14 protein-coding genes are annotated in these 23,082 nt (G+C 40.8%); 5 read left to right on the forward strand and 9 right to left on the reverse strand.

All coding sequences use genetic code 11. The annotated features are described in order from the left end of the window. Nucleotides 1–23 precede the first annotated feature (23 nt). From GTQ43_RS28630 to GTQ43_RS28660, 7 genes are all read right to left on the reverse strand, one after another. A complete protein-coding gene (locus GTQ43_RS28630; protein ID WP_265276056.1) occupies nt 24–851 on the reverse strand; it encodes a hypothetical protein in 828 nt (275 codons plus the stop codon). Between the two features lie 114 nt (nt 852–965). Beyond that, the gene (locus tag GTQ43_RS28635; RefSeq protein WP_265276057.1) at nt 966–2,015 is read right to left on the reverse strand and encodes a hypothetical protein; all 1,050 of its coding nucleotides are present in this window, start codon (nt 2,013–2,015) and stop codon (nt 966–968) included. Nucleotides 2,016–2,225: 210 nt separating this feature from the next. Continuing rightward, complete coding sequence (locus tag GTQ43_RS28640) at nt 2,226–3,056, reverse strand: hypothetical protein (protein WP_265276058.1); 831 nt, start codon at nt 3,054–3,056, stop codon at nt 2,226–2,228. Nucleotides 3,057–3,355: 299 nt separating this feature from the next. After that, nucleotides 3,356–6,103, reverse strand: a complete 2,748-nt coding sequence (locus GTQ43_RS28645) for a hypothetical protein (protein WP_265276059.1) — start codon at nt 6,101–6,103, stop codon at nt 3,356–3,358. After that, entirely contained in the window at nt 6,057–6,428 is a 372-nt protein-coding gene (locus GTQ43_RS28650; RefSeq protein WP_265276060.1) for a hypothetical protein, read from the reverse strand. The genes GTQ43_RS28645 and GTQ43_RS28650 overlap by 47 nt, the downstream gene beginning before the upstream one ends. A 14-nt stretch (nt 6,429–6,442) precedes the next feature. After that, nucleotides 6,443–7,063: a hypothetical protein gene (locus GTQ43_RS28655; protein WP_265276061.1), complete on the reverse strand. Its 621-nt coding sequence runs from the start codon at nt 7,061–7,063 to the stop codon at nt 6,443–6,445. Between the two features lie 517 nt (nt 7,064–7,580). Further along, nucleotides 7,581–8,831 carry a choice-of-anchor tandem repeat GloVer-containing protein gene (locus GTQ43_RS28660; protein WP_265276062.1) on the reverse strand — a complete coding sequence of 417 codons (1,251 nt, stop codon included), beginning with the start codon at nt 8,829–8,831 and terminating at the stop codon, nt 7,581–7,583. Nucleotides 8,832–9,974: 1,143 nt separating this feature from the next. Between GTQ43_RS28660 and GTQ43_RS28665 the strand changes: the two genes are divergently transcribed. The 4 genes from GTQ43_RS28665 to GTQ43_RS28680 all read left to right on the forward strand — a co-directional run bounded on the left by GTQ43_RS28665 (nt 9,975) and on the right by GTQ43_RS28680 (nt 17,543). After that, complete coding sequence (locus GTQ43_RS28665) at nt 9,975–11,444, forward strand: substrate-binding domain-containing protein (protein ID WP_265276063.1); 1,470 nt, start codon at nt 9,975–9,977, stop codon at nt 11,442–11,444. A 740-nt stretch (nt 11,445–12,184) separates the two neighbouring features. Beyond that, the gene (locus GTQ43_RS28670; RefSeq protein WP_265276064.1) at nt 12,185–16,075 is read left to right on the forward strand and encodes a beta strand repeat-containing protein; all 3,891 of its coding nucleotides are present in this window, start codon (nt 12,185–12,187) and stop codon (nt 16,073–16,075) included. 617 nt (nt 16,076–16,692) lie between these two features. Beyond that, nucleotides 16,693–17,121 carry a hypothetical protein gene (locus GTQ43_RS28675; RefSeq protein ID WP_265276065.1) on the forward strand — a complete coding sequence of 143 codons (429 nt, stop codon included), beginning with the start codon at nt 16,693–16,695 and terminating at the stop codon, nt 17,119–17,121. A 188-nt stretch (nt 17,122–17,309) separates the two neighbouring features. Beyond that, nucleotides 17,310–17,543 carry a DUF3134 domain-containing protein gene (locus GTQ43_RS28680; RefSeq protein WP_179074150.1) on the forward strand — a complete coding sequence of 78 codons (234 nt, stop codon included), beginning with the start codon at nt 17,310–17,312 and terminating at the stop codon, nt 17,541–17,543. Between the two features lie 398 nt (nt 17,544–17,941). Here the strand turns inward: GTQ43_RS28680 and GTQ43_RS28685 are convergent, their stop codons facing one another. After that, nucleotides 17,942–19,213: a murein transglycosylase A gene (locus GTQ43_RS28685; protein ID WP_265276066.1), complete on the reverse strand. Its 1,272-nt coding sequence runs from the start codon at nt 19,211–19,213 to the stop codon at nt 17,942–17,944. Nucleotides 19,214–19,301: 88 nt separating this feature from the next. Then, nucleotides 19,302–20,648 (reverse strand): proton extrusion protein PcxA, encoded by a 1,347-nt coding sequence (locus GTQ43_RS28690; protein WP_265276067.1) that lies wholly within the window; start codon nt 20,646–20,648, stop codon nt 19,302–19,304. An 87-nt stretch (nt 20,649–20,735) separates the two neighbouring features. Here GTQ43_RS28690 and GTQ43_RS28695 point away from each other — a divergent pair, with 87 nt between their 5' ends. Continuing rightward, a complete protein-coding gene (locus tag GTQ43_RS28695) occupies nt 20,736–23,042 on the forward strand; it encodes a recombinase family protein (protein WP_265276069.1) in 2,307 nt (768 codons plus the stop codon). The last annotated feature ends 40 nt before the right edge of the window (nt 23,043–23,082 follow it).

A 23,082-nucleotide genomic window follows, 5' to 3' on the forward strand; every position in this document is an offset into this window, starting at 1 on the left:
ACTATGAGCCAGTAAATAAAAATCTATTGTTTGATAAAGTTATCAGATGTTTGTCCAGTGGTGCATTGTTTGAATTTATCTTCGTTAAGGTTGTTGTAGTTATCTAGCAAACATAAGTTACGAATTTCATAAACTTCTAGTTTATCGGCGCGGACACTATAAATTGCTTTTTGTAAGTCTGTGCCATTGTCGGCTTGAGGATTACCGAAATAATCTACTGCTCGGACAAGGAACTCTTTATTAAAAGGAGTTATGAGTTTTGCCCCACCAACTTGGTTTTTTTGAATTAAGTTGGCTACCATACCCACTTGCCACTTACCTGGTGCAATTTGTTTTGGCGGATAAACTCGCTTAATAACTAATTGTGATGTCATAACTTGGCTGGGATTTTCAGAGAAAACTTCTGGCGGTGTCATTTCTGCAACGGTGCTTAAGAAACCTTTGCGAAAGTCTTCTGATAAAGCAAAGCTAGCTATCCAACTGCTGGTACTAATTTTCTGGCTACTCCCTTGAGGTGTTGTAATCAGAATTCCTAAATCTGGTTTTGGGTTTGCAACTTCTTCAATAGTTTGTGGTGGTAATGTTCCTGACCAACTAAGCATTGATATCATCGTTTTGCTGATGAATCGCCGAATTGCTTCTGGTTCCCTTGCCAAATCATCAATATCACCTACTGGTTTACCGTCTATTAGTTGCACAAAGTTGGGAGGTTTTCGCAGACTGAGTTGGCGAATATTTAGCCCTTGGAGGATGAATAAAAATAAAACTAATATATGTAAACTGAAGGAAGCGATCGCAAAAATTGTCAAAACACTCCCCGTTCTTTGCCTTTTTTCCAGTAACCGCACCATTTATTCATCTCCTCCTGCAAAAAACTTCAGCTATTATATATGATGATTTGCATATAGTCAGCAGTCAGGAAATTAGCCAATATTTAGATTCTTCCTTTGGAAATTTTGAGTTGCTTATATTCTCTCCCTGACTAAAGAAGTTGTATTGCTGATAGCACTGAAGACTGCAAAACCGCCAGCAGCAGCTACAAGTAATGATAAAACTGGTGCTAAAATTCCTAGAAAAATGATGAACCACATTAAGTCTGGATCAACATTAGCATCTTGACCTGGCCCATTGACAATAACTGCGGCAGTCAGCACAGCAATAATATTGAATGAAATCTTGGCAATGCCAATAGATAAAAATCCGGTCAGCCATGCAAAAATGGGTTTACCAGCTACAGGCAGCAAAGACCCGCCTACAGCCAATGGCCCTAAAGCTGCTATTAGCAACATAGTAGCTTCGATTAAATTCTGAAAGGCATATTGTAAGGAAACTAAAAAGTTTTTGATGCTTGTTTGGACTGTAGAACCTAATAAAGAATTAAATGAGGTTTCTGATACAATACCATTGCCATATCTAATATTATCTACCTTAGTTTGCAATCTAATTATCCAATTTTTATTTCCATATATATCTCTATATTTCTGCCAGAGAATATTGATTTTTTCGGCAGCTTTAACAAAGCATTGACTTTGTTGTTCGCCAGTCAGTGATTGACAAGGACGCAGAAAGGAACCAGCGACTTCTTCCGCAACACTCATATTCAGGGCTTGCTGATAAATTTTGTCTGCATCTGCTGATAATACGACTTGCTGATTCACAGTGTTTAAAAAATTCCGTACTCCCAGTGTCAGATTAGAAAGAATACTTCCATTGCCGGAATTATTTAAAAATATCACCACAATAAAAGGCCAAATTAAAGCTGATATGGGACGGGTATATTCGTAGGATATTAAGTCTTTCAGGAATTGTATCATGAAAAATAACAGGGTTCCTACCGCAAAAAAAATACCCAGATTTGTCAGCGCTCCATACAAGTTATTGCTGGTGTTATTTTGTAATAAATCCAGCCATTGTTTATCCCAACCTTGGGCAATACTTTGAGAAGTGGCGGCACCGTTATCGAGAATTTCGTCAATGCCTACTTGGGCAAAAATTAGTTGAATCGCAAGTTGCATTTTGAGTTAATGAATGTTTTTATATTTCTTTGCTTTTGGATGTTCATCGGTGTCAACTTCAGGCGTAACCCTTTTTATTTTAAATCTCGTTTCCAGACTCAGGCTGTAAATGCAACTCATTGCGGCTGTGCTGCGAGTCTTGAGGCGGCAGCCCCCATTAGGTATTCTCAGTCCCTGACTGGGAACGAGGCATGAGGCAATCATGAAATCCTACTTATCAAGTTTTCTCCCAAACAAATCTAGTTGAGAAGTAGCTCGCAAAAGTCGTGCTGCTTCTGTAGATGTTTCTACCCTGCGAGCGCGATTTGCTTCTTCTGTCTGTTGAGAAATGTTTGCTAAATTTAAATTAGAGTATTGCAGATACTGGTTAGTTTGTATTGTCTGGGCAAATGTTTCACCAACAATTTTCGATTGTTCCTGTTGTACCTTTAGGGTTTCTTGATTGGTAGTTACCAATGCTAATAACCCTTGACCTAGCAAGTTATCAGCAATACTTATAACCTGTTTAGCAGTTGTGTCAATAGCAGTGGTATCCAATTTATTTTTAAAGTTGTTAATTTTCTCATCAGCATCGTTGAATCCGGCAATATCTTGCAGACTTTTTTCTGTATTTTCTAACTTCGTCTTTGTCCTAATTTGTCCATTTTGACCGAGAACACCTACCGCTACTCCACGGGTAATTACCCGGTTTAGTTCATTACTAACTAAATTTCCCCGCACTGCGGCATTATTCTCAAAGCGACCTGCTCTAGAGTCGGAATTAGAAGAGTAGAGAATCAAATCATCACGAAGCTTTTGTCCCGCAGAAACAGGGTTAGGTATATTCAATTGTCCTTTGGCACTACTCAAAGCATTCTGACTTTGTACTTCTACAGGCTTCAAGTTGTCGGTCAGATTATATTGAAGGTAGTTTTGCAAGTCTGTAGAATATGATTGAAAATCAGTCCAAACCTGTCCTAATCCGTCCGTTTGAACTTGTGCCATTGCTGGTAGGATTGCCAAAGATAGCAACGTAAAAGTAAAAATGGTAGTTTTTCTCATACATCTTTGCCTGAAAAAGATAGACGAAATTAAGTAGTAAGTCGGAAATTTAGTTTGCTTAAGTATTATTTAGAGATTTCCAAATAAGCTGCAAAACATCTAAATTGTATTGTCGAATTAAATCAAATTCTTGTGGGTTGGACATCTTTCTTGTCCGCCCTGAGCAGATTAAATATAGAACAGCTTACTTGTGCTGTGGAAATCTTATCCATCTTTACTGACGGGCGGGTGAAAGGGTGTTTTTTTAGGTAGTCCTGATTAAGGAATCACTATTAATTGCTCATAGATAACCTCCACGATTAACTACTACGTAAATTAGCCACTAACTGACGAGCAAAAGCAGAAATTGCTTCATATTTATTACTGTGAACTTGCATCATTTTACTCCGCGCAGTTTGTTCAGAAGGGTTATTAGCAACTGCTGCCAATTGTTCGTAACCTGGATAATAACGACAGAATGTATAAATACCGTTATCATCTAATAGCCATTGACTATAAACACCTTCTTTGCGTGGGAAAAAACTTTCTGAGGCATTGCGAGAAATAATGTTGCGAGGATATTTTAAGATATCTGCAAAACTATCGACTGCAACTGGCTGAATCCGTCCAATCAATCGGGTTGTCAAGTTTTGCAAAATTTTAGATGCAGCTTTAGATTTGGCAATGGTATCAGGATCTTGTCCTGATAAGATGACTCTGATCCCGGCTTTAGCACCGTTGGCACAAATTCTGCCAACTAAGTCGGATATTTGCTCGAATTCAAATAAAATCGGTGCTTCGTCAATAAAAAATATCGAAGCTGGACTACTTAATGCGCGTCGTAATGCTGCTGAATAGGCACTCAAAGATAGTACGGCTGCATCTTCACTATCTGATAGGTTCCTCAGAGCAAAAACTAAAAGTTGGGCATCGGTAGGAAAGCTAGATGGTGCAGAAATAGCTTGTCCTACCCGACTAGAAAGCCAAAACCGCAGTCGTAGCTGAATTTGACTCAAGCCGTCTTCGACTCTGCCACTTAAAGAATCTAGTTGCAAATGTTCTGGCGAACAGAAATAGAGAAAATCTTTTAAGGTAGGGGTTTTCTGCCAAGCCTGAGTGCCAAATCCTCCCATCATGGCTTGTCGATATCGCTCTTTGATGCCCTCATCTCTAAAGAAGGCTTCTAATGCTAAGTTGAGGAGCGATCGCACGGTTTGCGATAAAATTTGACTTTCGGTAGACGATCCTAGAACCATTGTCATTAACGCTGATTCTAGGAAGGCGGTATAATCGTTAAAGCGATCGCGCTGTTGTTCTGGTTCTAGCGATCGCAAATCTGGCTGCTCAAATAAGTTATTCGATTGTTTGGAAATATCAAAATAGGCTCCATTTCCCTCCATAAACTCTGTATAGTCTGTGAAAGTTGATGTGCCATCAGGTTTGGGGAAATCTAACGCCACTACCGGAATGCCGTGTGCCAAAGCCTGAGTTAAAATCCCTGATACCAACACCGATTTACCAGCACGAGTTGTCGCAAATAAAGCTAAATTTTTGTGTTGATTAAACAAATCTAAATGTATCGGTGTTCCACCTTCTTCAGCAATCAACTCAAAACCTTGTTTATCACCCCGTTTAGTTAAAACTAAAGGCATTAATCCAGGAACTTCACTGGTTAAATATAGCTGGCGACGGTTAAAGGGTGTTGCTAATAAACCCTCCCAAACTATCGGTAGAGTTTGCAGCCAAATTTTCCAAGCATACTCAGTTTCCCTAATTACCCTGGCTGGACGTTGAAAACAGTTCTCAATATATCTTGTGGCCTCATCTAATTTTTCGACAGTGGGACGATGTACCAAAATAGCGATACTCGTATAAATCGGGACTGCACCTTCAAATAATTGTTCTTGTGCTGCTACCGATTTCTTTAACTTTAATTGAGCGTTGACATCAATAGTTTTACTTTTTTCTTGAGCCATGATTGTTGTCATGTTTGACTGCTTTAGCACTCGTTGCAAAGTAGTTTTCACCAATGCCGGATTTGCCGCAGTCAACTCACAAAAAATCTCTGTATCTACTACTGTTTCTCTAGCTAACAGTTCCCATAGGTAACGCAGTTGGGTAGATTTATTTGGCCAACCTCCGGGTTTTTCGAGAAATGAGAGTGCGCCAATATAACGATTGTTAACATTAACCCAGCGGCGATCGGCACAAGGTACGCTAGATTCCATCAGCAAAGTTGTACCGTGGATATTTTCTATCAGCAATTTAGTGCTAGCTAAATCGGAATTAACTTGCTCATGTAGTCCTTGTTCATCTAAAGTCATCAACTGAGGAATATCTATTGGCTGCGTATCATTAAACCTTTTCCAAACATCTTCCCAAAGTTCATCAGCTTTCAAAGGTTTGACATCTAATCCCATTTGGTTAGATAAAATTTGTTCCCAGCGCAGAAAACCCTGCTTGTAAGCATTACCAATGAGGGTTTCAATGCGCTGGTTTTCTACTTCTGAGAGTTCACCTTTGAATTTCAACCACCATGATTCAGCTTTGACTAAAAGCTTCTCTATCCAATCATCTGCATGTTGGGAGTTAGATTCAATGGTGTAAGTTACATAAATCCGCAAAAATTTCGGCTTCCGAATACCAGAAATAGTCAGTTCTTTGACTCTGGCTCTCTCCGCCATCAATAAATATTTAATATCTCGCGATGGCGTACTCCTGATTAATGATGCTAATTCTCTTTGGCGCTCTTTGTCTGAACTAAAAGATCCCAAATGCAGTGTCATTCTTTCACCGCTAGGAATATCTTTCAATCCGGCTTCAATGTTATTAAAAAGTGTATCGATTTGTTCGGGTCTTAAGGTAGTATGAATTCCCTTACAGTCAAAACCAAAAACAAAGCAAAACCGATCTTTCTGAGTACCTTTTGTCAAAAGGTACGCACCAATATCGCGTCCATTCACTGCTACACGCAGCATTGTTGCCAAGTGTAAGGCATCTTCAAATGGTGTTAATCTACTTTCATTTCCGGCGATGCCGACGCTTTGTTTTCCGATTTTTTGCTTCATGGTTAACTTCCAGTAAGCTTTGATAACGAGCAAAGCCTCTTGTCCAAGCGGGAACGCCAATAAACTTGCTTAAAAAACTCCAACTCCTACCACCAGTTAAAATCCACCAAGTTCCTATTCCCCAACCAGTCATTAATACTGTCCACAACCATTTTTGAAACTCTTCTTGGAAAATGCCACCAAAAATTCCATTGATAATAAAATAGGAGGCTAAGGCAATTACCGTCCAAGGAAGAATTTGATCGGCAGGGATTGGCCCTAGAGAAGGTTGGCTTCCCAGAACCTGATTAACTGGACGAAATTCTTGTTCCCGCTCTTGAGACATTTGAAATATCTGAATTATTTACTGCTATCGCCAATTACAAAGCGTGTGAGTACATCAGCAATAGTAACAGCAACAACGACTAATAGGGGAGTTCTGGCAATGCTTTGCCAATCTTCATCTTTACGCACTGCGTTGATCACACCAACCAGGGAGATTGCAATATAGAGTAAGTAAATCGCCCGCAACACATTGAATATCAAACTTACTGCTGTGTTGCTCCCACCACTATTTGTTGTTGAACCATCACTTAAGGTTTTTTTGAAAAACTTTTCAGCTTCCCCAAAAAACTGCGCTTGTGCCGGGGCTGCAAAACAGTCTAACCAATATAAACTCAAGATGATGGCTGCTGCTAAAATTTGTAATAATATTAGCGATCGCTTCGGTAAATGCAACTGCTGCCCAATTTGCTGGGTAATGACTGCAATTAAACTACCAACTAGTAAACAAAAAAGCAGAATAGGACTTTTTAGGCTGATAACGCTTACAAGTACAGCACAAGCAATCAAAAAAGGTACAGATTCAACCAGAATAACCAAACCGGATTTAAGTCCCAGTCTTAACTTATGAGATCCTTTGACAGCGCTACCAGTTAAAGCTTTGAAAAAGTTTCTCTTATGAGAACTTTGTCTAGACATTTGCTAATTTTCCTATGGTGTACTATGGGTGTTGGTTGTTTCAAACTTTACAAGCACTACGATTTTACATGATTTAACATTTATTTCTCCTCAAATTATAAAGTTATAGCTAGCAAAGTTCTATACTATACACAAATTTGTATTAAGTTAAGTTAACAAAACATTAATACTGATTTAATACAAGTAGAGCATTACCTAGCCGTAGCTAAGATCAGTATGTCCAGCCCATAAGATTGGATAATTTATTTATTGGAAGTCTTTTATTGAAGGAACAAAATCCCCTCCAGACGGAAATTAGGAGGGGTTCATGCTAAATGAGTTGTACCAAGTAGTGGGACATAATTAATTACACAATTTCATTGCGAATCAAGCGTAAAGCCTTTTCTACGAGATGCTGCGCGTAGCTTGTTTCCCCAGAGTATACGCTTCTCTACAAAACGCTGCGCTAACGCTCGCAATGACTATAAATATTTTTGTCCGACTACTTATTTATTTTGCACGCAGATGATGCTGGGGATTAAGGTGTAAATTTAAACACAGTTCCTTTACCAGAAGTGCCACCAGTAGAGGCAGTACCATAATAATCAGTACCAACCGGAATTAGCGTGGACTCTGGCGTTGCTCCATTAGTATTAGTACCCGCTGTACCAATAGTGGCATTAAAACTAACTAACTGGGTGATCGTTGAAGTAGTTCCAACATTCAGCCGATAGACAACTCCTTTGTTATTTGCCCCGCCAGTAGAAGTTGTGCCATAGAAGACACCACTGGTTGCCCCTGGTGTCAGCGCAGCTTTGGGGTTAGCTCCATTAGTGCCATTAAAGCTGGCAACTAAAACAGGCGCACCAATAGGATTGGTAGCTGTTCCGATGGGAACACTGAATATAGCACCTAGATTGTTTGCTCCACCTAGTCTAGTAGTGCCGTAGAGAGATCCGTTAAATACAATTAATCCAGCTTCTGGGCTTGCCCCATTAGCACCAGTAAAGCTAGAAAAGCTATATCTAGTAGCAATAGGATTGGTAGGAGTGTACTTGAATACAACTCCCTTATTACTTGCTCCACCTAAAGAGGCAGTGCCGTAGTAGCTTCCATTGGTAGTGACCAATTGCAATCTTGCTAATGGGGTTGCTCCATTAGTACCTGTGAAGCTGATTATAGGGGTCACTACAGTGCCACCCAGAGGAGTACTGAATATAGTTCCTTTGTTATTAGCCCCGCCTGCCGAGCTTGTCCCCCACAAAACATTACCAGTGCTGTCTGGAATCAGTCGGCCTGCTGGGTTAGCTCCATTGGCTCCATTATGATTTACAAGAGTTGTCAGGCTTGTAAAAGCTGGTGATGCCAATTTAAACAATGTGCCAAGGTTACTTGTGCCACCTATAAAAGTCAGCCCATATAAATTGCCATCCTTTGCCTGAAATAATCTAGCAATTGGATTAGTCCCCCTGTTAGGTAGAGCGGTTCCCGTAAAGTTTATCAGTGTGATCAAAGGGGTGAAAGTGGGACTACTCAACTTGAATGCAGTTCCGTTGTTAGATGAGCCACCAGTAGAAGTAGTTCCGTAAAGATTCTTATCAGTACCTTGAAATACACCGGCTTTGGGTGTAGCTCCGTTAGCGCCGTTGAAATTTACAATGGTAGTTAATGAAGCAGCTTGAGCTTGTTGCAAAGGCAGTACCAATGGAGAAGCTAAAACAGCTAGGGCAGCTAAAATTGATACCCTATTTTTACTGGGAGGTTGTTTGCACAGACTATTCTTGTTCATTTAAAACCTAGAAAAAATTTGGCGAGACTAGATATACTGCTTAAGCCAACAACGTAAAATTAGTTCGTTGATGACTTCGTTTAGTAGCATAAGTAACTTTTATTTTTTTCGATGTCGTGATAAACACAAAAAATCAGAAATTTTGACAAAACAAGGCTATTATCTCGCGGCAGCGAGATAATAGTCTAAAATGCTCGTATAACAATACTTTTACGACAGATAGTTAATGATTACTCCAATCAGATAGCCAAGTGCGATCGCACTTGGCTATCTGATTAAAGTAATCTCTCGTCAAATTAAAAGCGTCGAAGGCAGACATCCAACCCATCAAGCCCCAATATGCCTAGATTAATGGGAAATCGACTAACTCCCACAAAAAAGTTTAGTTGTTTTTAATGTTTATATAATCTCATTATTACTTTACCTTAACCTTATACTACTACAGTTTAAAACTGTAGTAATCGTAGATTAAAATTTCTCTAATTTACTCATAGTTTTTGTGCAACTTTAGAGTATTCCAAGTAAAAAAATGCCCAATAGTTATTAATTTTTTAATACTTGTCAGTTCGACACTTGATTTGGATTTTCAAGGGTGTTTAACCCTGCTTGCGATCGCTCCTTTTTAGTACATAATACTAGCGCCAGCGATCGCAATGACTATAGATATTTTTGTCCTACTACTGAATCGCCCTTATTTTAATCTTTGAAAAACTACAGAGGGAGATATTTGTCAAGTATTTAATTTATATTTCAATATCAATTAAAATTTCTAAAAAAAGCTTGATTCAGCCAAACTATGATATGAGATGAAATTTTATATTTTCCTCTGGTGAGATTAATAAACAGTATTACTAAATCAATACTTTGTAAAAATATTCTAGCTATCCCAGAATAGCTACTTTTAATCTATTGATAATTCAATCATTATCTTAACTTTACCTTTGCATTCTATTCTGTGAGTCTGTAGAAAGATATTGTATTTGCTCTACATCACTGATTTTTTAGTCCAACTTTTGAGTTATTAATTATCTTTAATAACGCCATTTTCTCTGTGTTTATAAAGTTGATTTATAATTCTCAGGTTGGCACTTGATTTGGATTTTTCCGGGTGTTTCACCCTAAATTAATTTGCAGGAGCTTGACATGGTTTTATCTCGCCAATCTAAGAAATTGACAAGTTCAATTTCTGTACTTGCCATCACAGTTAGTTTAGTAGCTGCTCAATCTGCTACTCAGAAATCTCTAGCTCAGTTCGCCACCAGCCCTGCCTCAGCTGGAGTAACCCTCATAAATGGAGCCGGTGCAAGTAGTCTAAATACTTTGTTTGTAGGTACAGGCTTTACAACATCTGGAGCGCCAAATCCATGCCCTTTTGGCCCGATAGGCTCATGGTTTAACGTTTTCGGTGTTGCAAATCCTCCATCCCTCAATACCGATAACCCCTCTGGATGTGCTGCTGGAACTTATGGACCAGCCTTCACTAACTACACATTTAGATATGCTTCGGTTGGTAGCGGCGCAGGCGTAGCAGCTTTTTTCACCCCACCAGGCACACCAACAGTTGTTGTTGTTCCATCACGACCAACACCTGACAATAATATTAATATCGTAGGCGCAATTTCTTTTGCAGCTAGTGACGATCCCTTAGCAGGAACAGATATAGAACGAATAGCTGCTGGCACAGCCAGTCAGCGTACTGGAAGTGGAAAAGCTATTCAAGTTCCTGTGATAGGTCTTGGAATCGCCTTAGCTTTCAACCGTACTAATCTTAATGTGCCAGCAGCTGGACTTAAGCTTTCACGAGCTACTTACTGTGCTATTTTAAACGGCAACGTCACCAATTGGAACGATTCCAGAATTAGAACAGATAACGGTGGTGCAGTAATTTCAGCTAATTTACCCCTCAAAGTTGTCCGTCGTAGTGACAATAGTGGTAGTACTTTTGTTTTAAGCAATCATCTCAATACTATATGTAAAACTACTGCGACTCCAACGGTTCCAGCAGCTTCTGTATGGAATAAAGGAGTTGGTTCCATAAGTACTTCAGGCACTGTACCCCCAACACCACCAGCAAATACAGTTGTTTGGCCAACCACTTTCCTATCTGCTTCAGGAGGTGGAGGTGTAGCCAATTTAATCTCAACTACTACTGGTGGAATTGGTTATGTGGATAGTGCTACTCGCTTGGCTAAAAATCTGCCTGCCGCACTCTTACAGAATAAGTCAGGTGCATACATTGGCCCCACAACAGCTGGAATTCAACAGGCTTTGGCAAGTGGAACCATCGTCAAATATGGTACTGCTCCTGCTAACAGGCTAATTAGAATTGATAATTTGGCCGACTCAACCGCTGCAACTGCCTATCCCATTTCCACAGCAAGTTACGTGCTGCTTTATGACGTATATGCAAATGCCAACATAGCATCTGGTCTTAAAGCGCATATCGACTGGGCTTTAGGAAATCCAGGCACACCTGTCACCAACCCCACCGCAGACCAGATAGCTATAGCCCGTGGATATGCTCCTCTTCCCACTACCATTAAAGCTGTCTCTAAAACTGTTGTCGATACTTGCGTAAATACTGCTACTGGTCCTTCTCCTTGCACCCCTTAGGTTTATAAATCGAGTACTTAACCACACCAATTTTGATAGCTAAACAAGTTTGTAGTAAGGACTTTAGTCCTTGTCTTAAGCACCAAAGTTCTTACTACATACCAGACAAAATTGATGTGCTGGAATACTAGCAGTCTGCCAGAAAATTTAACTGTCAATTCTGCCGGCACATTTGAACTACCATTACCGACGTTGCTGAATTTAAGTATGAAATTTCAAACTTAAAGGCATGAAACAATTATTTATGTTCTTTAGCGCGAAACCAAATTCATCCTCTTAATCAGCAACGCCCTCTTTCATTCAGGCTTTGCTAAAAATCTTGGTAAAGACATGAAAATTGTGCCTCATAATTATAAATATAGTCATAGGATTTTAGTTATTTTTAAATACTAACTATAGATTGCTAGAGGAAAAAGCCAACATCTTAATTACGTTAAAAATTCCAAAAAATAGATTGCTAAAATAGGTTGTTTTAAGTTTTTATAAAAACTATTTAATAGTACATAATTACGCTATTTATGGACAACTCCCGAATTACAACCATAAAAGATGTCGTAGTAGAAAAATAGTAACTTCTTTGAAAAAACGCAAAAAAGCATTCTCATTTTCAGTATTCATATCATTAGAAGACAAAACATTTTCAATTAACTTACTTAACCTAAATTTTAACTAGGGTTAATATTGTTTGTTTAAAAGTTTTACATCTACTCAATTTCTAATAACAAACATACGAGAAAATCATGGCTGATTCATTATTGAACCTCTCATCCCTTGATGGGAAAAATGGCTTTACCCTCAACGGCAACGTTAGTGACTCAGCAGGCAACTCAGTTAGTAGCGCTGGGGACGTTAACGGCGACGGCATTGCCGACGTAATTATTGGAGCATCAGGTATAGGAAAGAGCTACGTAGTATTTGGTAGCACTAGCGGCTTTAGTACCAGCCTCGACCTCTCATCCCTGGATGGCAGCAATGGCTTTGCGATTAACGGCAGTGCCAGTGACTCATCAGGCACCTCAGTCAGTAATGCTGGGGACATTAACGGTGACGGCATCGCTGACCTAATTATTGGCGCACCAGGTGCAGCTTTGGGTGCAGGAAAGAGTTACGTAGTATTTGGCAGTAGTAGCGGTTTAGCTGCCAACCTCGACCTCTCATCCTTGGATGGTAGCAACGGCTTTGTCATCAACGGCATTAACGGACGCAACTCAGATGGCATCTCCGACTCATCAGGCACATCAGTTAGTAATGCTGGGGACATTAACGGCGACGGCATCGACGATTTAATTATTGGCGCACCCAGTGCCTTATCTAATGCTGGACAGAGCTACGTAGTATTTGGTAGCACTAACGGCTTTAGTCCCAACTTCGACCTATCTAGTCTCAACGGCAGTAATGGCTTTGCCATCAGCGGCAATGGCACCGACTCATCAGGCAACTCAGTTAGCAGCGCTGGGGATGTTAACGGCGATGGCATCAGCGACCTAATTATTGGCGCACAGGGGACTGGAAAGAGCTACGTGGTCTTTGGCAGCACTACTGCCTTTAGTGCTAACTTCGACCTGTCTAGTCTTAATGGCAGCAACGGTTTTGTCATTAATGGCAATGCCAGTGACTTTTTTGGTGCCTCAGTCAGTAATGCTGGAGACGTTAACGGCGATGGCATCGACGATTTAATCATTGGTGCATACAATGCCGCTTCTGGTGCAGGGCAGAGCTATGTTGTGTTTGGTACTACGAATGGTTTTGATGCCATTAATAACCTCTCAGACCTCGGTAGCAACGGCTTTGTCATCAATGGCATTAATGGTACTGATGTTTCCGGTTACTCAGTGAGCAGTGCTGGAGACTTTAACGATGACGGCATTGACGACCTAATTATCGGCGCACCTTTTGCCTTATCTGGTGCAGGTCAGAGCTACCTAATCTATGGCAGCAGTAACGGCTTTAGTGCCAGCCTCGACCTCTCCAACCTTGACCCCAGCCAGGGTTTTGCCATCAACGGTATTAATGCTACTGATTCCTCAGCGATTTCAGTCAGTGCTGCTGGGGATATCAACAATGATGGTGCTGACGATTTGCTTGTGGGCGCACCAGGTGCTTCTGGTGGTGCTGGACAAAGTTACGTGGTTTTTGGTACTCCTAAACCAAAGCCACAACTGCAACCACAAGTCATATTCAACCTCTCATCCCTTGATGGGAAAAATGGCTTTACCCTCAACGGCAACGTTAGTGACTCAGTAGGCAACTCAGTTAGTAGCGCTGGGGACGTTAACGGCGACGGCATTGCCGACCTAATTATTGGAGCATCAGGTACAGGAAAGAGCTACGTAGTATTTGGTAGCACTAGCGGCTTTAGTACCAGCCTCGACCTCTCATCCCTGGATGGCAGCAATGGCTTTGCGATTAACGGCAGTGCCAGTGACTCATCAGGCACCTCAGTCAGTAATGCTGGGGACATTAACGGTGACGGCATCGCTGACCTAATTATTGGCGCACCAGGTGCAGCTTTGGGTGCAGGAAAGAGTTACGTAGTATTTGGCAGTAGTAGCGGTTTAGCTGCCAACCTCGACCTCTCATCCTTGGATGGTAGCAACGGCTTTGTCATCAACGGCATTAACGGACGCAACTCAGATGGCATCTCCGACTCATCAGGCACATCAGTTAGTAATGCTGGGGACATTAACGGCGACGGCATCGACGATTTAATTATTGGCGCACCCAGTGCCTTATCTAATGCTGGACAGAGCTACGTAGTATTTGGTAGCACTAACGGCTTTAGTCCCAACTTCGACCTATCTAGTCTCAACGGCAGTAATGGCTTTGCCATCAGCGGCAATGGCACCGACTCATCAGGCAACTCAGTTAGTAGCGCTGGGGACGTTAACGGCGACGGCATCAGCGACCTAATTATTGGCGCACAGGGGACTGGAAAGAGCTATGTAGTATTTGGCAGTACTAGCGGCTTTGATGCTAGTCTTGACCTGTCTAGCCTCAATGGTAGTAATGGCTTTGCCATTAATGGTAATGCGACTGACTTGTTAGGAGCCTCAGTTAGCAGTGCTGGAGATGTTAACGGCGACAAAATTGACGACCTGATAATTGGCGCATACAATGCCGCTTCTGGTGCCGGAAGTAGCTATGTGGTGTTTGGTAGCACTAACGGTTTTAATGCCAGCCTTGACCTATCAAGCCTAGATGGTAGTAATGGCTTTGCCATCAAAGGCATTAATGGTACTGATGTTTCCGGTTACTCAGTGAGCAGTGCTGGAGACTTTAACGATGACGGCATTGATGACCTGATTATCGGCGCACCTTTTGCCGGTTCTAATGCTGGGCAAAGCTATTTGGTGTTTGGTCGCAAGAACGGCTTTGGTGCTAGCCTCGACCTCTCCAACCTTGACCCCAGCCAAGGCTTTGCTATCAACGGCATTAATGCTAATGATGTCTCAGGGATATCAGTTAGTGGTGCTGGAGATATCAACGGTGATGGTGCTGATGACCTGATTATTGGCGCATCTGGTGCTTCTGCTGGCGCTGGGCAAAGCTATATACTCTTTGGTACTCCACAAACACAACCACCAGAACCACCAGAACCTCCACAACTGATAAACAGTGCTAATGATGTCTTTAATATCAAAGGTGGCAATGATAAGGTAACACTCAAAGTCTCCATCACGGGTAGTAATTCTGGGCTGGTGAATGAATTAGGTGTATATACTGTTGATGATGCTACAGGCAAAATTGATGGGATTGCTCCAGGCGAAGCAGGTTATGCTGGCAAAGCTCTAGAACGAGGAGAGGTGATTCTCTCAGCTATTGCTAATCAACCCAATGGGTTCAGCAACAGTTCTCTTGATAGTTTATTAGAATTCTCGCCTGATACTGACCTGAGATTTTATTTAGTCAAAAACAGTACAACGGAAAATGTGCTAAATAATGTCACACCAATCACTGATGTGCTGTTTTCTAACTCGTCAAACCAAAAGATTACAAGCTTAGATAACAATGCATTCTCCTTAGCGTGGAAAGATAGTTCTGGTAATAGCAGTAATGACTTCCAGAATTTGGTAGTAAAAATTCAGTCTACAAATGACCCATTACCTTTGGGTACAAGTCTACAAGGTAAGCCACAAAAAGAATTGATTGACTTAAGAGATGTTAAACAACAAGTGACGGCTAATTTTGTTGTTAACCGAGAAGCTTCATTCAATGATTTCGTCGGATTCTATAAAGTAGCTGATGAAAATGGTGGTATTGATACCAATGGCGATGGTAAGGGAGATATTCTTGTTGGTCAAGCTGGTTATACTCAAGCTGCACTGCGTCAGCGCGTTGCAGGAATTGACCTAACGGCGAATAACCAAGGTACAGCAAGTTATACTGGCACTTTTGAGCCTGGTTCGATCTTTGCACCATTTATTATCATCAATGGCAGACCAGATGCTGTTTTAGATAACAATCCGAATAACGATCCAGCCGTTTACTTCCCATACTTGGGTGCGAATAGTGATAAGGTAGATCATATCCGTTTGTTAGGAAATAACACCTTTGGCTTTGAGGATTTAGCTAAGGGAGGTGACAAGGATTTTAACGATGTTATTGTGCGAGTTAATTTGAGTGTTGGCTAGGAATTTTAGGAGTTTATAAGCGCCATGCAGGTGAAGAAGGTAGTCTTGGGATAGCCAATAGATGAATCTCACAACTGTCGTCTGCTTGTTCATCTGCGTGGTGATATCTGGGGTTGGGCACTGAACTATCAGCTAAAAATAAGGATTTGAGCGAACCTAATGCAGTGCCTACCTTACTTTATGAGATGGTGCGATCGCACCAATTATTTATCCTCTGAATATTTATCTAAAAGTCAGGTTTGAATACAACCTTACTGTTTATGGTCTAATATATATTGGGCATAGTATTTAAAAAAAGTTACAACCGTCAACTATGTTATGATGAGATAGTTGAGAAATATTTTCGGTCATGTAACTTGACTATATAGACACTTATCCGAATCTAAATCTCTGCACTCTTTGATTCTGGAGGTGTTTTATGTCAGTTTATATTGCAAATCTATCCTTTAAAGATAAGAGTATTTAGGATTACAAAAATTTAAATTTTTCGTGAGCAGAACTGTATTGCAATACCTGGCGTGAAACTGATACATCTCACTGTCAAAAAATGTGCTAAAAAGAACGGACAAGTTTAGCGTGTCACAAACCCAGACAACATACGGATAGTACTCGAATTTATGCCAACGGATATAATTACCCGTCCTGAATCCCTTACAGAAGATTGTTTCTTTACTTACGCCCTTGGAACTGATTTGCACGATACTCAATCGACAGCCCAATATTTACGCAGAATCAGGAAAGAAGATAAACCCTATATTGACATAGCTGTTTCTCCCAGACCGGGCTATCGGTTTGAGGTTTGTCTTATCCCTGTTGAGGGGTTCGCGAAGGAAACAATTTTGACAAAAGATGGGTTCGCTAAAGCTTTAGCGATTATTTGTGCTGTAGCTAACAAAGCTAGAAAGCGATTTCCTTCTGGAAATGGACAAGAGATTGTCCGGTGTCAATTTAGCAACTTAGCTGATGCAGTCGCTGTAGCGAACAGATTGTCTGCATTACCCTCTGATATGTATGAAACTCTCGCCAAGCTACCAAATGCTTTGTGAGATCGCGTCGGCTTGAAGATTTATTATTAGGACTGACGCAAAGACATTTTAATGGTAAGTAAGTAGACGGACTTGAGAATAAAAAACTCAATAGTTCATATTTCATCTGTTGATAAAAGTCTTGCATAGCAAGCCTTTTAAGCTTAGTGGGCAATTTTTCTGTTTTTGTACCAAAGTGAGTCTTTTTTATGCCTATCAGTCCTTTGCGTGAAGAACCTCGTAACCAACGAGCGCCTGTAATTCGTACAAGTAATGAATTTATTCTTTTGGAATGGTTAAAGTCAACTGGTCGGCTAATCGAGCGTGAACATCAAGAATCTGAGTATTTAAATGAAGTAGAAGAAATTTCAGAAATGATCGATCTTGATGATATCCCTTACGATCATGATGATGATGATGCTGATATGGATATAGAAGCGTAATTCGTAATTCGTAATTTACGCCTGATGTGAATTAGAAACGGCTCTTATTCCATAAGGGTTTGAAGACTTAATTCACATTAAGCGTAATTCGTAATTTTTGTACAGCAGACGTTTCATTTTGGACGAAAGGCTAAGATTCCCGATTTTTTTTTAGAGAAGTCGGGAATCTTGGTAAGTGCGTATGCAAAAATATTTATGTCATTGTGTAGGCGGAGCCTTCCCGTAGGGTACGGAATGAAATGTAGCGAACGCGAACAGCGTCTCCAAGAGTTGCAATCCTAAGACCTTGGGTTCGCGAAGCGTGTCCGAAGGACTTATGCTTCATTTCGCTTTGCTCCATTGGCAATGACAAATGTATATTTAATTTTGCATTACTACTTATTAAAATGTGAGTAGGTTTAATTCTTGGACTTGAGTAATAAATAAAATAATTGTCCATTGCTGACTGTGATACCAGCGCGATCGCCTGGTAATTTTCCAGTACCTAAAAAATAATCTACCCTACCTGCACCTTTAATTGCACCGCCGGTATCTTGGTCAAGAACATAGCGGCTAACGATGCGCTCCTCCATTTTTCCGGTAGGATTAGCAAAGGGAATAGAAGCGCGAATCAACGCTAAAGCACCAGGAGGCATGAGAGATTTATCTGTAGCGATGGAACGCTCTGCTGTTAATGGTACGTTGATCGAACCTTGGGCTGGTTCGCCGTGGTTTTCTTGAAAAAAAACAAAACTGCGATCGCGCGGAATATAAATATTTAATTCTTGGGGATGCTTTTGAAAATAGTCGAGAATAATTGGCAGAGTTATACCTTCTAGTGGTAATTTGCCATCATTTACTAATTGTCGGCCCAGACTTGTGTAGTTATAAGCATTATTACCAGCATAGCCGATCGCTGTCTGAGTTCCATCGGGAAGCTGAAGTCGCGCGGAACCTTCAATTTGAGCTAGATATGGTTCGAGGCGATCGCGGAACCAAAACAACTCTAATCCTCGTAATTTCCCTTTTGCGCCTTGTAATCCATCCGCTCCTTCTAATTCTAGGCGGGTAGGATGAGGTTTAGACCAGGAGTTTAAATCAGGAGGTAATCGATAGACAGGATAACGATATTCTGATGTGGGAACGCGACTGGCTGCATAAAGGGGTTCATAATAGGCGGTGAATAAAACGGAACCTTTGGTATCTTTACCGACTGACTGGTAAAGAACAAATTCTCGCTCGATGGCTTGATGTAATTCTGTTGCAGAATTGGTTGTTAGTAAGAGTTCGCGGAATCTTTGCAAGCTTTTGAAGACGCGATCGCGGGTAATCCCAGCCACCTGGTAGTTTTGATAAGCAGCCGCACTATTAGTTGTTTGCAGATATTGGAGACTGTGAGCGATCGCACTCAACAACGCCTTTTTATCTGATATTTCTCCATAAAGAACTTCATCTAAACAAGAGGTATCATCTTGACAACAAGTAACTGGTAGTCTCTGGATTAATGGTACTTTTTGCTTTTCAGCAGTTAAGGAAACCGGTATATCCCACTTTTTCACGCGACATTCTGGCGCGACGAGTTCCTGATGCGCCAAAGATTGCATCCGCACCAGGAAAACCGACAAAACTACAGGTAAGCTAATGGCGATAAATTTACTAAACTTTCCTAACTCAGCAAGTATCTTTTTCATCAAAATTTAAAATTTCTGATATCATCTCACTTCACTCAAATTAAAAAACCAAAAACCAAAAATAATTTACTTTTCAATGTCCAATTCCCTATTCATTCATATTACGATAAGTTGCAACTGCGGAAGGCGATATCCGGTTCAAATATCGGAATATCCAATATTTGAAAATAGTATCTAAAATCACTGGAAATGTAGCAATAAACAAGAAGATAAAATCTCGATTTGCTGGTAATCCCCAATGGCGCGATACACCTTCTAAAAGTACTTCCCAACCATGAGGAGAGTGAAATCCTACAAAGATATCAGTAAACAAAATGATAATAAATGCCTTAGCACTATCACTAAGTCCATAGACAATATTATCAAAGAAATCTTTGAGTACAGCAATAGAAGACTTACTGACAAGCAAAAGCCAGACAAAAGCACCAACCGAGAACATATCTGCAAAAACATTTTTGATCGCATTCGAGCTTTCGTGACGAAATTCTTCAGCAAGCTCTCCAGCTTTATTTGCCATTTCAGTTTCCATCTGTTCAGCCGACAATGGAGGTGCATTTCTGATGAGATTTTCAAACTTGAGCTTTTCTTCAAACCTTTCTAATTCTTCAAGTGCTTCCTCTTCCATTTCTGAATTGATGAATATCTGCATCTGCTCGCTACTTCTAAAATGCTCAACAGATGGGCCTACTACAAAAGCTTTTGCTATTTGATGCGTCAAAAGTGGTACTATAATTAATAGTAAAATAAACCTGATAGATATTATTGTTCTTCTTTGAGTCTGACGGAAATTCTGAATTACTTCTTTTTCAGCATTAGGGTCTAATTCAACTTGCAGACGAGTGATAGTACTTAAAAGGGAACGGGGTAAAACGCCTGTTGTATCGACTTTACTCTTTGATTTTGGTTTTTTATCCGAGTCTTGAGTTGGTATTTTGGGTGGTAATGTTGGAGGACTGACGAGCAGCGATTTGTCGTCAGAGATTGCAGAATTAATCGGTAAATTTGGAGGTTTGACTACTAAAGCTTTAGAAGTTATTTGAGCGGAACTTTTTGTGTATTTCGATATAACTAGATCGATAAAGTTTAGCTTTTCCAAAACTAAAGCCGGACTGGGATGCTCTATACCTACTTTCTGAGCAGCTTTTTGATTCTCTTCATTTAGAAACCATCGGCTTCCTCTAAACTCTGTCAGCCGCATCTTAGCAATTTTTAATAGCTTATTGAGGTCTGACTCAAAATAATCCATCACACTGTTACTGTACGTGGCTGAGTCAATGTCTATTTTATTACCATTGAAATGCTTATCTTCTATTTCTTTGATCTTTAATGCTGCATCGTAAGCTTCATGTAAAGAACGTTCAGGAGTCTGTAAATACCATCGATAAGCAGCAAGCAAGAAAGAATAGATTTTTTGGCTAAAAACAGAATTTTTCATTGCAGATAATCATCCAGCATTATTTGGTGATTCTTAACCTTAAGTTAACGCACGAGGTATACTAGCAAATCTACAAGGAGAAAGTTTGTGGTTTCTCATTCGGTTTGGATTGTTGGCACTAGTCGCAGTGGTAAGACGGCTCGCTTGGTAGAGCAATTTTGTAATTGGGTACAACCTGAAAACCAGCATACTGAATCATTTTATACTAAAAAGCAAGGACGTAAAAAAGGCGATGGCTTCTCTTTCAGAGACGCTAACGCTAACACCAACGCCAAGGGCGAACGCATACCCGAATTTTTATATCTTAAACAAACAGAGCCAGGAGTTTTAGTCTTAGCTGCCAACGATGATAATCGTCGAGAATTGGGAGATATAATTGTTACGTCTACACTTGGTAAATATCCGGTGCGTGCCAAAACACCGTTAGGTTTTTTCCAGGATGAAGTTATTTTATTTTGGCCGTTACTAATTGAATCATTGAATCTGAAGGCGCAGTTTCCGGTAAGATTGCGACCAGAAACAGAACAAGAGTTAGCAACCAAACTTTGGCGTTCCCAATTAGACGAAGAAATTTTACGGATTGCGGGAGTGAATGAGTCTCGCTTGGTGCGTCGCATTTTAGACTTGTTGCAATTAGCTGCTTACAGTGGTGTACATTGCCAAGATATTGCCCAGATTTTGGCAAGGGGTCTAGGGGAAAACACTACAACTTTAGAGCCGGAATTTTTGGCATCTTTACTCCTTGATTGGCGTAACTGGTGTTTAGAGAGGGGATTACTTACTTATGGCATTATTACCGAACTCTATAGTCAATATTTGTTGAGCGATCGCAACTACCAACAGCACCTAACTAAACGCTATCAAGCAGTATTAGCGGATGATGTTGACGATTATCCTAGCGTAGCGCGTCTTTTGTTTGAATTGCTATTAGATCGGGGCGCAGTTGGCGCGTTTAGCTACAATCCCGATGGTGCAGTGCGATTGGGATTAGGAGCAGATCCCAATTATGTAGAAGGGTTAGCAAAGCGTTGTCGGGTAGAAATCTTAACTGGGCCGCCTCCAGAGTCTTTGGGTGAGCAAGCTAAACAGATGGTGGAATTAGTCACAGAACCGATGGTATTGGTGAGTTTACCTGAAATTGTGCATTCCATTCAAACCACCTCTCGCGCTCAATTATTACGGCAAACAGCCGAGGTCATTGCGAATGCGATCCAATCTCAGGAAGTGCAAGCAGAAGAAATAGCGATTATTGCACCAGGTTTAGATGCGATCGCTCGTTATACTCTAGTAGAAATCCTAGTTAAGCAAAACATTCAAGTAGAATCGCTCAATGACCAACGTCCCTTAATTAGTTCACCCGTCATTCGCGCATTACTCACCATACTGGCGCTAGTTTATCCCGGCTTGGGTCGCCTCGTAGACCGGGATGCTGTGGCAGAAATGCTGGTTGTATTGAGTAGAAAGCAACAACCACCAGAAAACTCTACAGACGCGATGAATCGCGTCTCTACAAATATTGATCCGGTACGTGCTGGTTTGATTGCAGATTACTGCTTTGTACCTCATCCCGATCGCCCCAATTTGCTACCAGTATCAACCTTCGAGCGCTGGGATCGAATCGGCTATGCAGCTACTACAGCCTATAATGAGATATTGGCGTGGTTAGAACAACAGCGATCGCAACAAGAACTACGGTTAATTCCCAGTCCTATTTCTCTGTTAGATAGAGCAATTCAACGTTTTTTGTGGAATGGGAGCAATCTCCCCTACGAACAACTAGCAGCATTGCGCGAATTATTAGAAACCGCCCAACACTACTGGGAAATTGACACCAGATTACGACAAATTGCCCCAGTTGAGACAACGCCTTACACAACTATTATCGAATTCATTCAATTACTGCGACGCGGTACAATCACCGCCAACCCTTACCCCGTGCGTCCCATCGGTGGCGCGAGAAAAGCTGTCACCTTAGCAACTATATTTCAATATCGGTCTAGTAGGCGATCGCACCGTTGGCATTTTTGGCTTGATGCTGGTTCACCACTTTGGGCAAAAGGTGGTGCGGCGACGTTATTCGGTGCGCCGTTTTTCTTGCGAGACAGGTTAGGCGAACCTTGGACGGCAGAAGATGAAAAATTAGCAGAAGAACAACGACTGCGAAGGATTTTGACAGATTTACTATCTCGTGTATCCGAGAGAGTTTATTTGTGTCATAGCGATTTAGCGGTGAATGGACAAGAGCAATTAGGGCCACTGTTACCTTTAGTAAATGCTTGTGTAACAGTTATTTCTGAATCGACTGAGAACCTCAGATCCCCGACTTCTTCAAGAAGTCGGGGATCTAGTTATTTACGAATGATTCAAAAATCTGATGACTTATTAATCACTTAAAACTATCAATTTAACAAACAAAAACATTTGTTTCTATTAA

The sequence above is a fragment of the Nostoc sp. KVJ3 genome, assembly GCF_026127265.1.
Lineage (GTDB): Bacteria > Cyanobacteriota > Cyanobacteriia > Cyanobacteriales > Nostocaceae > Nostoc.